Origin of the sequence: Marinobacter gelidimuriae, from assembly GCF_000372805.1 — a bacterium.
Lineage (GTDB): Bacteria > Pseudomonadota > Gammaproteobacteria > Pseudomonadales > Oleiphilaceae > Marinobacter > Marinobacter gelidimuriae.
Genome location: NZ_KB889919.1, coordinates 94,871 through 111,115 on the forward strand (window position 1 = coordinate 94,871; position 16,245 = coordinate 111,115).

12 protein-coding genes are annotated in these 16,245 nt (G+C 55.3%); 8 read left to right on the top strand and 4 right to left on the bottom strand.

Annotated features, from left to right (window positions below):
- Positions 1 to 75 precede the first annotated feature (75 nt).
- Positions 76 to 1,470: a sigma-54-dependent transcriptional regulator gene (locus A3OI_RS0115425; protein WP_018405150.1), complete on the bottom strand. Its 1,395-nt coding sequence runs from the start codon at positions 1,468 to 1,470 to the stop codon at positions 76 to 78.
- Between the two features lie 8 nt (positions 1,471 to 1,478).
- Positions 1,479 to 3,176 (bottom strand): sensor histidine kinase, encoded by a 1,698-nt coding sequence (locus A3OI_RS0115430; protein WP_018405151.1) that lies wholly within the window; start codon positions 3,174 to 3,176, stop codon positions 1,479 to 1,481.
- A 135-nt stretch (positions 3,177 to 3,311) separates the two neighbouring features.
- On the opposite strand from A3OI_RS0115430, the gene A3OI_RS0115435 reads away from it, so the two are divergent.
- Positions 3,312 to 4,976, top strand: coding sequence for an NAD+ synthase (locus tag A3OI_RS0115435; protein WP_018405152.1), 1,665 nt, complete (start codon positions 3,312 to 3,314; stop codon positions 4,974 to 4,976).
- Between the two features lie 51 nt (positions 4,977 to 5,027).
- Here A3OI_RS0115435 and A3OI_RS0115440 read toward each other — a convergent pair whose 3' ends face one another.
- The gene (locus tag A3OI_RS0115440; protein ID WP_018405153.1) at positions 5,028 to 5,861 is read right to left on the bottom strand and encodes an outer membrane protein assembly factor BamD; all 834 of its coding nucleotides are present in this window, start codon (positions 5,859 to 5,861) and stop codon (positions 5,028 to 5,030) included.
- Positions 5,862 to 6,006: 145 nt separating this feature from the next.
- Between A3OI_RS0115440 and rluD the strand changes: the two genes are divergently transcribed.
- The 3 genes from rluD (at position 6,007) to clpB (ending at position 10,604) form a co-directional block, all read left to right on the top strand.
- Entirely contained in the window at positions 6,007 to 6,984 is a 978-nt protein-coding gene (gene rluD, locus A3OI_RS0115445; RefSeq protein WP_018405154.1) for a 23S rRNA pseudouridine(1911/1915/1917) synthase RluD, read from the top strand.
- Positions 6,974 to 7,729 (top strand): peptidoglycan editing factor PgeF, encoded by a 756-nt coding sequence (pgeF, locus tag A3OI_RS0115450; RefSeq protein WP_018405155.1) that lies wholly within the window; start codon positions 6,974 to 6,976, stop codon positions 7,727 to 7,729. Before rluD ends, pgeF begins: the two co-directional genes overlap by 11 nt.
- Positions 7,730 to 8,027: 298 nt before the next feature.
- The gene (gene clpB, locus A3OI_RS0115455; RefSeq protein ID WP_018405156.1) at positions 8,028 to 10,604 is read left to right on the top strand and encodes an ATP-dependent chaperone ClpB; all 2,577 of its coding nucleotides are present in this window, start codon (positions 8,028 to 8,030) and stop codon (positions 10,602 to 10,604) included.
- A gap of 21 nt (positions 10,605 to 10,625) precedes the next feature.
- Here clpB and A3OI_RS0115460 read toward each other — a convergent pair whose 3' ends face one another.
- Complete coding sequence (locus A3OI_RS0115460; protein WP_018405157.1) at positions 10,626 to 11,087, bottom strand: DUF4124 domain-containing protein; 462 nt, start codon at positions 11,085 to 11,087, stop codon at positions 10,626 to 10,628.
- Positions 11,088 to 11,564: 477 nt separating this feature from the next.
- On the opposite strand from A3OI_RS0115460, the gene A3OI_RS0115465 reads away from it, so the two are divergent.
- The 4 genes from A3OI_RS0115465 to pssA all read left to right on the top strand — a co-directional run bounded on the left by A3OI_RS0115465 (position 11,565) and on the right by pssA (position 15,820).
- Positions 11,565 to 13,283, top strand: a complete 1,719-nt coding sequence (locus tag A3OI_RS0115465; RefSeq protein WP_040475120.1) for an acetolactate synthase 3 large subunit — start codon at positions 11,565 to 11,567, stop codon at positions 13,281 to 13,283.
- A gap of 2 nt (positions 13,284 to 13,285) precedes the next feature.
- Positions 13,286 to 13,777, top strand: coding sequence for an acetolactate synthase small subunit (gene ilvN / locus A3OI_RS0115470; RefSeq protein ID WP_007350353.1), 492 nt, complete (start codon positions 13,286 to 13,288; stop codon positions 13,775 to 13,777).
- An 88-nt stretch (positions 13,778 to 13,865) separates the two neighbouring features.
- The gene (ilvC, locus tag A3OI_RS0115475; RefSeq protein WP_018405159.1) at positions 13,866 to 14,882 is read left to right on the top strand and encodes a ketol-acid reductoisomerase; all 1,017 of its coding nucleotides are present in this window, start codon (positions 13,866 to 13,868) and stop codon (positions 14,880 to 14,882) included.
- 89 nt (positions 14,883 to 14,971) lie between these two features.
- Positions 14,972 to 15,820 (top strand): CDP-diacylglycerol--serine O-phosphatidyltransferase, encoded by an 849-nt coding sequence (pssA, locus tag A3OI_RS0115480; protein ID WP_018405160.1) that lies wholly within the window; start codon positions 14,972 to 14,974, stop codon positions 15,818 to 15,820.
- Positions 15,821 to 16,245: the final 425 nt, after the last annotated feature.

Genomic DNA, 16,245 nt, shown 5'->3' on the forward strand with positions numbered 1-16,245 from the left:
TTCGATTTCGCAATTTTACTAGAAAGCTTGTTTAGCCGCATCTCGCCGTCGCTGTTCCTTGTTTTAAGTAATCTCTTACTCCAATCCCAATTTCTTCAACTTATACCGCAACGCCCGAAAACTGATCCCAAGCTTTTTCGCCGCCGCCGTCTTATTCCAGCGCGTAGCTTCCAACGCCTGCTCAATAGCCTTGCGCTCTATGCTCTCGAGATATCCCTCCAGGTCCAGGCCTTGCTCCGACAGTTCAATATCCGCCGTTGCCATTACCGAAGCTGTGGGTGTCAGCAAAGACGGATCAGTGTTGTTGTCATAGCTGCAGGAACTGCCAAGCTGAAGGTCGCTGCTATCAATAAAGTCGCTGTCACACAGGGTGAACGCCCGCTCCAGTATGTTTTCCAGCTCACGCACATTACCCGGGAAATGGTAGCCCTTTAAATAGTCGATGGCGGCATCGGTAAGGGCGATGGGTGTGCACTCGTATTCGCGGGCGATGCGCTGCAGTATGTGCCTGGCAAGCAGTGCTATATCACCACTGCGTTCGCGCAGAGGCGGCACGCGGATTTCAATCACGTTGATGCGATAGAACAGATCCTGGCGGAACAGACCAGCTCTTACCAGCGCCGGAAGGTCTTTATGAGTTGCGCTCAGCACCCTTATATCCACAGGTACTTCATGGCTGTCGCCCACCGGACGCACCGCCTTCTCCTGAATGGCTCGCAGCAGTTTTACCTGCATGGGCAGTGGTAAGTCGGCGATTTCGTCCAGAAACAGGGTGCCGCCGCTGGCGCTTTGAAACAGGCCTGCTTTGTTGTCCACGGCTCCCGTAAAGCTGCCTTTTTTGTGACCGAAAAACTCGCTTTCCATCAATTCAGACGGAATGGCGCCACAGTTCACGGCAATGAACGGCCCGTCGCATCTGGGGCCCTGCTGGTGAATGGTGCGTGCGGCCAGCTCTTTACCGCTGCCGGATTCGCCTTGAATAAAGACCGGCGCCTGGCTGCGGGCCAGCTTGCGGGCCTGATTGCGTAAGGTATGAATCTGGGCGGAATTACCCAGCAGCAAACCCGGGTCGCTATTGTCTTCTTGCGCAGGCTCTGGGTTTTGGGCCAGTTTCAGGGCGGTGTTGACCAGCTCCCGCAGCCGCGGTAGTTCAACGGGCTTTGACACAAAATCAAAAGCACCTGCTTTCAAGGATTCAATGGCGATGTCCATACTGCCGTAGGCGGTTATAACGGCGACCGGCGTGTTGGGCGCATGCTGCTGAATCCATTGCACCAGCTCGATGCCTTTGCCATCTGGCAGGTTCATATCGGTCAGGCACACATTTGGGGTGTGCTTTTGCATGCCCGCGACGCCCTCTGCCAGAGTGCCCGCAGTGAACGTTTTCAGACCCATACGGCTGAGGGTGATCTCTAACAGGTCACGGATGTCGGGCTCGTCGTCTACGATCAGCGCGGTTAGTTTGGTCATATTTCCCTTCAAATCACACGCCCGGGATGGGCAAACATAATGCGAAAGCAGCAACCTGGCCGTTCGGTGTTAATCAGCGACAGGTGGGCTTGATTCGCTTCACACAATTCTTTTGCCAGATAAAGCCCCAGGCCGGTGCCACTTTTGTCAGTTGTAAAAAACGGTTCGAATACAGACGACGTGTTTTCTTTGGCAATTCCCGGGCCGTAATCCTTGATATCAATGTAGGCGCGGGCGCCGTCGGCGGCGATTCCGGTGACTATTTCTATTCTTGCCTCGCCAGAATGCAATTGGCTGTAGCGTAGGCCATTGTCGCACAGGTTAATCAGAATTTGTTCCAGCTGGCTGGTGTCGAAACGTGCCGTGGGGTGAGCGCCAGGCTGAACGTCAAGGCGGATCAGCACGGGTTTGTGTTGGCTGTGGGTTTGCAAAAAATCGTCACGGAACTGTTCCAGCCAGGGTTGCAGATCAATCGGCTCGGCGGCTGGGGTTTCACGGCAAGACACACCCAGCACATTCTCTACAATGGCGTTCACACGCTTTGAGTGGCGATGAATAATTGTCAGCATCTTTTGGTCGGCCGTATCCATATTCGGCGACTCGTCCAAAAGCTGCGCTGCGTGGCTGATGGCCCCCAGCGGGTTGCGAATTTCATGGGCGATGTTGGCCGTTAACTGGCCCAGTGAGGCGAGCTTTATTTGTTGCGCCTGCTGGGTTACGCGGCTGATGTCTTCCAGAAACATCAATACCAGTTCGCCGCTGTTTTGGTCCAGGTGCGCAAACGTGGCTTGTATGGGGGGCGACGTGCTTGTGGGCTGAAATGGCGCGATGCTTTGTTGCGGATGCAGCAGCCAGCTTTTGAATCCGGTTAGCAGGCTTGCGGGCAGAAGGTGCGCGCCCGTTGTTTTTTCAGTTTCTGCTAGCTGCGCAGAAACTGTATACCCTGCCAGCATCTCGCTGGCGGCGGCGTTCATCAGGCGAACCTGGCCTTCACGGTCTAGCGCCAGTATACCGGTGCGCATGCGCTGAATGATTTGTTGGTTAATCTGCTCCAGCTCGGCAAGACTTTGGGCACGACTGTTGGCAAGAGTTTCGCTGCGGCGCAGGCGGATGGCGATGTATTGCAAAGCGGCGGCGGTCACAAAATAAACAATACCCAATGACCCGGCCCGCACCACGTCATCGGCGCTTTTGCCCTGTTCCAGCATGGCCCAAAGTGCAATGGCCAGTGAACTGAGAGTGGCTAAGGCAGCGTAAAATGTACCCATGCGCCCTGGCGTCATGATGTTGCCAGCGGCGACTGACACGATCACCAGGTTTACCATGCCATTGGTGATGCCGGAACTGCTGACCAGCAGGCCATGAATAATCAGTATATCCAGCAAAATGGAGACGCTGATGTGGCGCTCACTGGGCTGGAAACCGGCAATCATTAACACCGCTATAAACGCGTTTACGGCCAGATAGGCGATGACGCCCGCCTGAAAGTAGTCCAGTTGGCGGAAGCGACCGTCAAAATTGGTGGTATCCACCAGCAGTAGCCCAATCAGCAATATGCCCAGCACCAGACGATAGTAGTTATAGACCCGAAACAGCTCGCCGCGCTGGCGTGTGCTCAGCAAGTCGTCGGCACTGGCTGCGGACGCCGATTTTGTAGGCGGTGTGGAACCCGCAGAGAGCGTGGGCGGCGTGGAAGACGCTGTCATAAGTAGTGCCATATACACGGTGGAGGCAGCCTTTGGCTGCCGGTGGTGGCGCCCACAGTGGGCGCGGCCGCAGACTTGGCGCGGCTGCGCGTTTATAATAGCCCTTTTTAAGGCATCAGTAACAGGAGCCGACCTATGTCGTTAACAGCGGATCAGCCCCGATCCCCACGAACACCGGGCCCTTTGCGCTTGGTGATGGTTCAACAGGATTTTTTGGTCGGTGACATACCCGGCAACGCCCAGCGGATTGTTGCGGCGGTAAGGCAAGCCGATAACCAGCACCAGGCTGACATTGTGGTATTCCCCGAGTTGGCGCTGACCGGCTATCCGCCGGAGGATTTGCTGCTGCGGCCAAGCCTGGACACTCGCGTACAAGCGGCAATCGATGAAATCTGCGGGGCAGGGTTGGCGCCGATTGTGGTGTTTGGTGCGCCGGTGCGTGAAAACGGCAAACTCTATAATGCGGCGCTGGTGATGGAAAACGGCAAGATTCGCCATCGTTATTTCAAACAGTGCCCGCCTAACTATCAGGTTTTTGATGAAAAACGCTATTTCGCCAGTGGGTTTGAGTCATTAGTTGTCAGTTTGCGGGGCGTCGATGTCGGCATTACGGTGTGTGAAGACTTGTGGGCAGAGGGTCCGGTTGAGACTGCCGCAGCGGCTGGCGCAAAACTGGTGCTGAATCTGAATGCGTCGCCGTATTCCCAGGGCAAGCAGCTGCGGCGTAAAGCTCTGGTTCAGCGTAAGGCCAAAGCCGCTGGCGTGCCCATTGTGTACGTCAACCTGGTTGGCGCTCAGGACGAATTGGTGTTTGATGGTGGCTCGCTGGTGGCCGACGGCAACGGCGAGGTTGCCGCAGAAGCGCCGCAGTTTGAACCGGGCCTGTTTGTGGTCGACTTTGAATGTGATGAAACCTGCCAGCCGGTTACTCAACCATTACCACAGCCGCTGTCCGCAAGCGCGGAAGTTTATCAAGCATTGATGATGGGTGTTCGGGATTATGTCGGGAAAAATGGCTTCAAGTCCGTGGTGCTGGGTCTGTCAGGAGGCATCGACTCTGCGCTGACGTTGGCCATCGCGGTAGACGCGTTGGGTAAGGAGCAGGTGAGGGCGGTGATGATGCCGTTTCGCTATACCTCGGATATCAGCCTGCAAGATGCAGAGGCACAGGCCAGCATTATGGGAGTGCACTACGATGTGTTCTCAATCGAGCCCATGTACGATGCTTTTATGGCAACCTTGGCCGAGCCCTTCACCGGCACCACTGTGGACACCACCGAGCAGAATCTTCAGGCTCGCCTGCGGGGTGTTTTGCTGATGTCGCTGTCGAACAAATTCGGCTCTTTGGTGCTGACGACGGGCAACAAAAGCGAGATGGCGGTCGGCTACTCTACTCTTTATGGCGATATGGCTGGCGGCTTTGATGTGCTCAAAGATGTTGCAAAAACCCAGGTGTTCGAGCTGTCGCGCTATCGCAACACCCTGGAGCCGGTTATACCCGAACGGGTGATTACACGGCCGCCGTCGGCTGAGCTGGCGCCAGACCAGAAAGACGAAGACAACCTGCCGGGTTATGACGTTCTGGACGCCATTTTGCATCGCTATGTCGAACAGGATGAAAGCGCCGAGGTGATTATCGCCGCAGGCTTTGACCGCGCGGACGTAGAGCGGGTGATTCGCCTGGTGGATATCAATGAATACAAGCGCCGGCAGGCGCCAATCGGTGTGCGGGTTTCAGAGCGGGGCTTCGGTAAAGACCGCCGTTATCCCATTACCAACGCTTGGAAAAGCGGCGTATAAAAAATCGGGGGCCGTTATAGCCCCCGATTCAGCGACTTGCGGACAGCGACGTTATTCGTTGCCCATCAGGCCAAAGGTGATCACGCTGGTAAGGGAGCGGTTCTCTTTGCGCAGAATATCGGGCTCAAATTCCCCGTTTTGGTTAAACGCTTTGCTGTCCGGAAAGTTTGTCCGCAGCAGAGCGACGGCGTCCTGGCTGCCTTTTTTTATGTCCATAAAGCGAAATGTCTCCGCCAGAATAATGATGGTTTCTTCCACCACCGGTGAGCTGGGGTAATTCTCCACCACATAGCGGGCGCGGTTATTGGCTGCAATGTAGGCTTCCCGCGTGATGTAATAGCGGGCCGCGTGAAGTTCCAGCTCGGCCATACGGTTGCGCACCGCAATCATCCGCTGGCGGGCATCTGCGGCGTACAAACTGTCAGGATAGCGGTTGAGCAACTCGGAAAAGTCGCGGAACGCCTGCAACTGTTCGCCTGGGGCACGGGCGTTGGCTTCTATCGGGAAGTAGCGCGCGGCCAATCCGATGTCCAGGTTGTAAGAGGCCAGGCCACGCATGTATAGGGCGTAGCCACCGTGTTCGCTTTGCGGGTTCAGTCGCAGAAATCGATCTGCCGCAGCGCGGGCGCCTTCCAGGTCCAGGTTCTGGTAGCGTGCAAAAATCAGGTCAAGCTGGGCTTGCTCGGCGTAACGGCCAAACGGATAGTAAGTTTCCAGAGCATCCAGATTGGTTTCCGCTTCGTTGAAATTGCCCGAATTCATGGCGCTGCGGGCGTTCTCGTAATAGGTTTGCTCGGGCAATACCTGCTCTGGCTTATTTGAGGCGCAGGCGCTGAGTAGCACAACCACTACGGATACTACCCATAAACGGACAACTGATCTCATGCCGGAATCCCGTATAATGTCGAAAAGTTCAAAGAGCCACCATTGTAACGGGGAAGGCACTGGATGTGCAGTAGAAGCACAGCAGAAGCCCGGCTGTTTGTCGTAATATAAGCCAAACGTAACACAACCAGGCCCTGGGGGCTTAATGTCAGCTGAAAACCGAATTATCGCCAGTTTTGTAATACCACCCAAACTGAGCGACAAGCGCCTTGACCAGGCCGCCGCAGACCTGATGCCCGAGCACTCGCGCTCGCGCCTGCAATCCTGGGTAAAAAGCGGCGCCCTGACTGTGAACGGCGGCCAGTGCAAACCCCGCGATAAAGTGATGCTGGGTGACAAGCTCGAGCTGGATGCCGAACCGGAAGCGCAGGTGACCTGGCAGGCAGAAGCCATCACCCTGGATATCGTTTATGAAGACGAGCACATACTGATCATCAACAAACCAGCGGGCCTGGTGGTGCACCCGGCGGCTGGCCATGCCGACGGTACCCTGGTGAACGCGATACTGAATATAGCGCCGGAAGTAGAAAACCTGCCGCGCGCCGGCATTGTGCACCGCCTGGATAAAGACACCTCCGGCGTTATGGTGGTGGCGCGCAGCCTGATTGCCCACACCTCGCTGGTAAACCAGCTGCAAACCCGCACCATGGGCCGTGAATACGAAGCCGTTGTAGTAGGCACCCTGACCGGCGGCGCTACTGTGGATGCCCCAATCGGGCGCCACCCCACCGAACGTAAAAGGATGGCGGTGGTGAAATCCGGCAAGCCGGCCGTTACGCACTACCGCGTGATTGAACGCTTTGCTGCTCACACTCACGTGCGCTGTAAACTGGAAAGCGGACGTACCCACCAGATTCGTGTGCATCTGACCCACGTGAAACACCCGCTGGTGGGCGATCCTGTCTACGGCGGACGCCTGCGTTTGCCCAAAGGCACCACCGAAGAATTACGCGAAGTGCTGTCTGGCTTCCATCGCCAGGCCCTGCACGCGCGTCAGCTGACCCTGGAACACCCGCAAACCGGCGAAACAATGAGTTGGGATGTGCCCTTGCCAGAAGATTTCCAGACGTTGCTGGCCGCACTGCGCAAGCACGTGAAGGACATGGAAAGCGATGAGCTCTGATTTGCAGCTGATAACGCCCGTCTGGCCCGCTCCGGCCAACGTACAGGCGTTCAGCAGCACCCGCCAGGGCGGCGTTAGCGCGGCGCCCTGGGATCAGCTGAATCTGGGCGATCACGTTAACGATCGCCCTCAGCATGTCGCCATCAACCGCCAACGATTGGCGGATCACCTTGGCCTGCCGGCACAAGGCTTTGCCTGGTTAAATCAGGTGCACGGCACGGACGTGGTTGAGCTTAAGGCACAAAGCCTGAGCCAACTTCCGCCCGCCGACGCCAGCTTCACCCGTGAACCCGGCGTGGTGTGCGCCATTCTTACCGCCGACTGTCTGCCGGTCATACTCTGCAACCGCCAGGGAACCATAGTCGGCGCAGCCCACGCGGGCTGGCGCAGCCTGTGCGGTGGCGTGTTAGAAAACCTGATCACAGCAATGGCCGAACCCGCCGAAAACCTGATGGCCTGGCTCGGTCCTGCCATCGGCCCCGACCAGTTCGAAGTAGGGCCGGAAGTGCGCCAGGCGTTTATCAACCACAGCCCGCAAGCATCCAGCGCGTTCGCAAGCCAGGGCGCCCGTCCCGGTCACTGCATGGCCGATATTTACCAACTGGCAACACAGCGCCTGCAACAAGCCGGCGTTAGTTCAATAAATGGCGGCGGCCTATGTACCGTCAGCGACCACCAGCGTTTCTTCTCTTATCGCCGTGACGGCCAAACCGGCCGGATGGTAACGCTGGTGGTTCTGCAGTAAAAATCGGCAGCATTCTCCCAAAGTACCAAACGTGTCTGGGCTTCAAGGTTTCAGAACTGACTGCAGCATGGATGCTGCAGTCAAGCCTACAGGGAGGTATTCACGGCGTGTTCTGAAACCTTGAAGCCCAGGCGCGCGTGCTCCATCTGCAGTGGCAGTCTTAACTGACGCCCGTCAATTTTCTGACACTCCAATCGGTTACTAACTTGAAGTCTGCCTATTCGCCCCTACATTAAGTAACAAAGCAGATTCAATAGGCCGATATCGTCCCATTGCACAAAGAATCGGAGCGCCCCTCATGAGAATCGACAAGCTAACCAGCCGCCTGCAAAGCGCTCTGGCCGACGCGCAATCCCTTGCTGTTGGCAAAGACCACAATTTTATAGAGCCGTTGCACCTGATGCAGGCCCTGTTAGACCAAGATGCCAGTTCCATTAAACCGCTGTTGAAACAGGCTGGCGGCGAGCCCACCCGCATCCGCCAGGCGGTCATTAAAGAAATTGAGAACCTGCCCGAAGTGAAAGGCAGCGCTGGCGACGTTGCCATGTCCAACGACATGGGCCGCCTGTTTAACATTGCCGACAAACTCGCGCAAAAGCGTAAAGACCAGTTTGTCTCTAGCGAACTGATGTTGCTGGCAGCGCTGGAAGATCGCGGTAACCTGGGGCGGGTGCTGCGCGAGCAAGGCGTGGACAAGGTCGCGCTGGAAAAAGCCATCGAAAACGCCCGCGGTGGCGAATCCGTCGACGACGCCGGCGCCGAAGAAAATCGCCAGGCATTGGATAAATACACCATTGACCTGACCGAAATGGCCGAGTCTGGCAAGCTTGACCCGGTGATTGGCCGTGACGACGAGATCCGCCGCACCATCCAGGTACTGCAGCGCCGTCGCAAGAACAATCCGGTATTGATTGGTGATCCTGGCGTGGGTAAAACCGCTATTGTGGAAGGCCTTGCCCAGCGTATTGTGAATGGCGAAGTACCCGAAGGCCTGAAAAACAAGCGCGTATTGTCTCTGGATATGGGCTCGCTGATTGCCGGTGCCAAATTTCGCGGTGAGTTCGAAGAACGCCTGAAAGCTGTGTTGAAAGAACTAACAAAACAGGAAGGTCAGATTATCCTGTTTATTGACGAAATCCATACCATGGTGGGTGCCGGCAAAGCCGAAGGCTCGATGGACGCCGGTAACATGCTGAAACCAGCATTGGCCCGCGGTGAGCTCCACTGCGTGGGTGCGACCACCCTGGATGAATACCGGGAACACATTGAAAAAGACGGGGCCCTTGAGCGCCGGTTCCAGAAAGTGCTGGTAGACGAGCCTAGCGAAGAAGACACCGTCGCTATATTGCGCGGCCTGAAAGAGCGCTACGAAGTGCACCACGGTGTTGAAATAACCGACAGTGCCATTATTGCCGCCGCCAAACTGTCGAGCCGTTACATTGCCGACCGTAAACTGCCGGATAAAGCCATTGACCTGGTGGACGAGGCTGGAAGCCAGATTCGCATGGAAATGGACTCCAAGCCCGAACCGCTGGACCGTCTGGAGCGCCGCCTGATTCAGCTGAAAATCGAGCGCGAAGCACTAAAAAAAGAGACTGATCCGGCATCGAAGAAACGCCTGGAAGAACTCTCCAGCGTGATTGACGGGTTGGAACGCGAATACGCCGATTTGGAGGAAGTCTGGAACGCCGAAAAGGCCGCTTTACACGGCTCCCAGAAGATCAAAAGCGAGCTTGAACAAGCGCGGACCGAGCTGGAGAGTGCCCGGCGAGCCGGTGATCTTGGTCGAATGTCCGAATTGCAGTACGGCCGCATTCCTGAGCTTGAGCGCCAGCTGGATATGGCAAACCAAGCCGAGATGATGGAAATAACCCTGCTGCGTAACCGGGTGACCGAGGAAGAAATTGCTGAAATCGTCTCCAAATGGACCGGTATTCCGGTGTCGAAAATGCTCGAGGGCGAGCGCGACAAATTGATGCGCATGGAAGAAGCTCTGCACAAGCGGGTAATCGGACAAAACGAGGCTGTAGAAGCCGTAGCCAACGCCGTACGCCGATCCCGCGCCGGGCTGTCAGACCCCAGTCGCCCCAATGGCTCTTTTTTATTCCTCGGCCCCACCGGTGTGGGCAAAACCGAATTGTGCAAGGCGCTGGCATCCTTCCTGTTTGACACCGACGACGCCATGGTGCGCATAGACATGTCGGAGTTTATGGAAAAACACTCCGTAGCGAGACTGATTGGTGCGCCCCCGGGCTATGTGGGCTATGAAGAGGGCGGTTATCTGACCGAAGCCGTGCGCCGGCGGCCTTATTCGGTGTTGTTGCTGGACGAAGTAGAAAAAGCGCACCCGGACGTGTTCAACATTCTGTTGCAGGTTCTTGACGATGGACGTCTGACCGACGGCCAGGGCCGCACCGTCGATTTCCGCAACACCGTGATAGTGATGACGTCTAACCTGGGCTCTGGAATCATCCAGCAGTATGCGGGCGAAGAAAACTACGACGCCATGAAAGCCCTGGTGATGGATGAAGTCGGCACCCACTTCCGCCCCGAGTTTATAAATCGGGTTGACGAAGTGGTGGTATTTCATCCGTTGGCAGCGAGCCAGATCCGTGGCATCGCCAAAGTGCAGATCGAGCTTCTCGACAAGCGCTTGCAGCAGCAGGACATTACTCTGGACCTGGACGAAAGCGCGATGGAGTTGCTTGCCAATGTCGGTTACGACCCGGTTTATGGCGCAAGGCCGCTGAAGCGGGCGATTCAGCGGATGATCGAAAACCCCCTGGCGCAACAATTGCTGCAAGATAGCTTCGGCCCCGGGGACACCATTCGCACCCGTGTTGAAGAGGGCGCGCTGGTGTTCAACAAGGCCTGACCGGCCCCGAATATCTGATGGTCAGGGTGCTTTTTCAGCACCGCAGTTTTGTTCAACGATGTCTTCGTACGTCTGTTTTTGCTGCGAGACCTCGTCTGGGGTCAGGAATCGTTGTTCGCCACCCTCGGTGATTCGAATACGGGCGTTGTTGCTGATTATCTCAAGATTTTGTTGCGCCACGGCGCAGTTTGTTTTGCGTTGCGCCTGGCGGGTAGCCGCAGCATCGAATGCGCGTGATTCTTCGCTGGCGGCTTGCTGCCGCTGCTCCAGCTCATTCACCTGCTGCTGGGCTGATGAGTTACTGTTCACGAAGTTGGACTGGCCAGACCTTACGCTAATCTGTTCAGCTTGAGTGCCTGTGGGCTGGCGATCGCCAAAGTGGGTAACGCCGTCTGCATCGGTCCACTTGTACACCGCCGTTGCATTCGCCATGGCTGGCACCATCGCCAATAACAGAGCCATTGTTTTCAGTTGTATCGTCATCGTTTATTGTCCGCTGTGGTTAACCTGTCGCAGGAAACGGGTGACTGGCTAATTATGCTGTAGTCATAGCGTATTAGGGCGATCATGTCAGCTCATTTGGTTTTTTTCTTTTGCCTGGTTCAAATAAGTAACAGTCTATTTAGCCAAAGCGGCTATTGACAGGGAGTTTCCCGCTGTCAGAATTACTGATTGCCTGAATGCGGGAGGGGATGTAGCCGGCAATCCCGTTCATATCCCCCCCGTTTATTACCGCGCCTAACACACCGCCCATCGTTGCGGTTATGGTTGTTGCTTACGTGCAATCTGTTGACTGGCTGTTCTCCGCAACCCTCAGGAGAGCGGCTGGCCGGGAGACAACCTTTGTTGGTTGGGCGTGATGGAGTATCGGTTCAGCTTTCACAAAAAGCCACACAACCGTATATCTAGGTAGCCGGGGTGGTACCCCGATTAACTCATTTGCAGAAGAGGGTCGAAAACGTGGAGTTATTGTCTGGCGCCGATATGCTCATCCGATCGTTACAGGATGAAGGCATAGAGAACATTTATGGCTATCCGGGTGGAGCAGCCCTGCATATATACGACGCTCTGTTCAGGCAGGATACCGTCAAGCACATTCTGGTCAGGCACGAACAGGCGGCGGTGCACATGGCTGACGGCTATGCCCGTGCTACCGGCAAAGCGGGTACAGTGCTGGTTACCTCGGGACCCGGTGCGACGAACACCATCACCGGTATTGCGACTGCTTTTATGGACTCCATTCCGATGGTGGTTTTGTGTGGGCAGGTAGCATCAACGCTGATTGGCGAAGATGCCTTCCAGGAAACCGACATGATCGGTGTTTCCCGCCCGGTGGTGAAGCACAACCTCAGCGTACGCCACCCGTCCGAAATCCCGGAAATTATTCGCAAGGCCTACTACATTGCGACAACCGGCCGACCTGGCCCGGTGGTTGTGGACATTCCAAAGGATATGACTGCGCCTAACGATCGCTACGAGTATGTGTTTCCGAAAAAAACCAAATTGCGGTCTTATAATCCCGCCATTCGTGGCCACGCCGGCCAGATCAAAAAAGCAGTGGACATGCTGCTGGCGGCGAAGCGACCGATTGTTTACGCCGGCGGTGGTGTCATCCTGGGCAAGGCTTCTGGCCAGCTGACTGAAATGGTGCGCGGCCTGGGTTACCCCATCACCAATACGCTGATGGGTATAGGTTGTTATCCGGCCAGCGACAAGCAACACATTGGTTGGTTGGGCATGCACGGCACTTACGAAGCCAACATGGTTATGCACAACGCGGACCTGATTCTGGCTATTGGTGCGCGCTTTGACGACCGCGTTACCAACGCGACCGAGAAGTTCTGCCCCGGTGCCCGCATCATCCACATTGATATCGATCCGGCGTCGATTTCCAAAACCATTAGCGCCGATGTGCCCATTGTTGGGCCGGTGGATTCTGTGCTGAAAGAAATGCAGTCGCTGATCAAGGAAAGCAAGGTCAGGCCCGACGCCGATGCGCTGGCAGCCTGGTGGAAGCAGATCGACGAATGGCGTGCTTTTCACGGTATGCGCTACGAAACAAGTGATGACGTGATCAAGCCGCAGGAGGTGGTGGAAATGCTGCACCGCCTGACCAATGGCGATGCCTATGTCACCACCGATGTGGGGCAGCACCAGATGTTTGCCGCACAGTACTACAAGTTTGACAAGCCCAACCGCTGGATCAGCTCCGGTGGTCTGGGCACCATGGGCTTTGGCTTGCCGGCAGCGATGGGCATAAAGCTTAACTTTCCGGATGAAGAAGTGCTCTGCATCACCGGCGAAGGCAGTATCCAGATGAACATCCAGGAGCTGTCGACTTGCAAGCAATACAGCTTGCCGGTGAAGATCATCAACCTGAATAATCAGGCTCTGGGTATGGTTAAACAGTGGCAGGATATGAATTACGGGGCACGTCACTCGCATTCTTACATGGACTCCTTGCCGGACTTCGTCAAACTCGCGGAGGCCTATGGCCACGAGGGTATTAAGATTACGCGCAAGGAAGACCTGGAGCCCATGCTCAAAAAAGCACTGGCCATGAAAGACAAACTGGTGTTCGTGGACATTTACGTGGACCCTTCTGAACACGTCTACCCGATGCATGTGGCCCGTGGTTCAATGAAAGATATGTGGCTCAGCAAAACGGAGAAGGTGTAATTATGCGTCGAATCATTTCTGTTTTGTTGGAAAACGAGCCGGGTGCGCTGTCGCGGGTAGTGGGTCTGTTTTCACAGCGCAACTACAACATTGAAACCCTGACGGTTGCGCCCACCGAAGACCCGACAATGTCGCGTTTGACTGTAACGACTACGGGTTCCGAGCGGGTGATTGAGCAGATTACCAAGCAGCTGAACAAGCTGATTGAAGTGATCAAGCTGGTTGACCTCACCGAGGGTGCCCACATCGAGCGTGAACTCATGCTGGTGAAGCTGAAAGCAACGGGCTCCCAGCGCGCTGAAATCAAACGCACTGTAGACATCTTCCGTGGCCAGATCGTTGACGTCACCAGTTCGGTGTATACCGTGCAACTGGCGGGCGACAGTGCCAAGCTGGATGGCTTTATTCAGGCCATCGGTGCAACCGGTGTTCTGGAGGTAGTGCGTAGCGGTGTATCCGGTATTGCTCGCGGTGAAAAAGTGCTCAGCCTTTAAGGCGATCGGTTTTCACGGCTATTGATTTTAAAGAATTCATAACGTAGAACGCAGGCCCTCAGGGCCGCTCAAACAATAGAGGTTAGTCATGCAGGTTTATTACGATAAGGATTGCGATCTTTCGATCATTCAGGGCAAAAAAGTAGCCATTATTGGTTTTGGTTCTCAAGGGCATGCCCATGCCTGCAACCTGAAAGATTCCGGTGTAGACGTAACGGTTGGTTTGCGCGCCAGTTCGTCGTCTATTGCCAAGGCCGAAGCCTATGGCCTGAAAACGGCTGATGTACCCTCAGCCGTTGCAGCTGCCGACGTAGTGATGGTTTTGACCCCAGACGAGTTTCAGTCACAGCTGTACCGCGACGAAGTGGAGCCGAATCTGAAACAGGGCGCCACTCTGGCCTTCGCTCACGGTTTCGCTATTCACTACAATCAGATCGTTCCCCGTAAAGATCTGGACGTGATCATGATCGCTCCTAAGGCGCCTGGTCACACTGTACGTACTGAATTTGTTAAAGGCGGTGGTATTCCCGACTTGATTGCCATTTACCAGGACGCATCCGGTAACGCCAAAAACCTGGCGCTGTCTTACGCCAGCGGCGTGGGTGGCGGCCGTACCGGGATTATCGAAACTACGTTCAAAGACGAAACTGAAACCGATCTGTTCGGTGAGCAGGCGGTTCTGTGTGGTGGTGCGGTTGAGCTGGTAAAAGCCGGTTTTGAGACCCTGACCGAAGCGGGTTATGCGCCTGAAATGGCCTATTTTGAGTGCCTGCACGAGCTCAAGCTGATTGTCGACCTGATGTACGAAGGCGGCATTGCCAACATGAACTACTCCATCTCTAACAACGCAGAGTACGGCGAGTACGTCACTGGTCCGGAAATCATTAACGCTGAATCCCGTGCGGCCATGCGCAACGCATTGAAGCGTATCCAGAGCGGTGAATATGCCAAGATGTTCATCTCGGAAGGTGCTCTCAACTACCCGTCCATGACTGCTGCACGTCGTATTAACGCTGCCCATCCTATTGAGCAGACTGGCGAAAAGCTGCGCGGTATGATGCCGTGGATCTCTGCCAACAAGATCGTAGATAAAGACAAAAACTAAAAGCCCAGGCTTCCGGCTTTGTAAGACGCGGCCCGTGTGGCCGCGTTTTTCGTATATACTGCGGCCAAATACTTTCCGGAGTAATTGGAATGACTGACGAAAAAAAATTTGCCGAACCCAATCCGGCCAACAAGCCAGAGGTGTCTGCTTCTGCTGGCCAGGGTACGGAAGACGTTCACGAGCTCCCGCCGGGAGAGGTTATTGAAGAAGAGTTGGTTGGAGGGGCGCCTGTCCGCCATAAAGGTATTTTCCTGCTGCCTAATGCGCTCACTACGGCCTCTTTATTTTCGGGCTTCTACGCGATTGTCTCTGCTGCCAACGGTATTTTCGACAACGCAGCGATTGCCATCTTTGTGTCTATGATTCTGGATGGGTTAGATGGGCGCGTTGCGCGCATGACCAACACCCAAAGCAAATTTGGCGAGGAGTATGATTCCCTCGCCGATATGGTGGCCTTTGGTGTGGCGCCGGGGTTGGTGGCGTTCTTCTGGTCGCTTAATGGTCTGGGTAAGCTGGGCTGGGCGGTAACCTTTATCTATGTGGCTGGGACGGCTTTGCGCTTGGCTCGCTTTAATACCCAAATCGGATCGGTCGACAAGAAGTACTTTGTGGGCCTGCCAAGTCCTGCGGCCGCTGCTGCCGTGGCAGGAATGGTCTGGTGCTTCCATACGTTCGAGCCATCGGCCTGGTTAACGGCTTTGACGCTGTTCGTGGTCGCCGGTGCGGGCGTGTTGATGGTCAGCAATGTGCTCTACCAGAGCTTTAAGGATCTGGACATGCGGGGCAGAGTGCCATTCGCGGCGATTCTGCTGGTGGTGCTGGTGTTTGTGGTGATTGCGTTAGACCCCGCCACCGTCTTGTTCAGTGCTTTCCTGGTATATGCGCTAACCGGGCCAGTACGAGCGCTGTTTCGCAAAAAGCCCCGCCGCCCAGTGTAATATGGGGTGTATTTTTCACTTTCCCCGTTGACCTGTCCCGAGAAGTCTGTAGAATGCGCATTTCGCTTGAGGGACACCCCGGATTAGAGGGGGCAGAGATTAAGCGGAAACTGTTTGGTAAGACGTTGAAAAGTTTAGGAAATGTGATTCAAACTTTGAACGCGAAAACGGTTGACAGGGCAGCGAAACGATGTATGATTCGCCTCCTGATTGAGCCACGGCTCAAACGCTCTTTAAAAAATCAACCAAGTAATTCGTGTGGGCGCTGACGGGAGTATTTCGGTAAGAAATACCAAGTCAACGACTCGTCAAGAATTGAGTTTTTGTCTTGAGCAGATTTAAGATCTTCGGATCTTGTATGATTTAAACTGAAGAGTTTGATCATGGCTCAGATTGAACGCTGGCGGCAGGCTTAACACATGCAA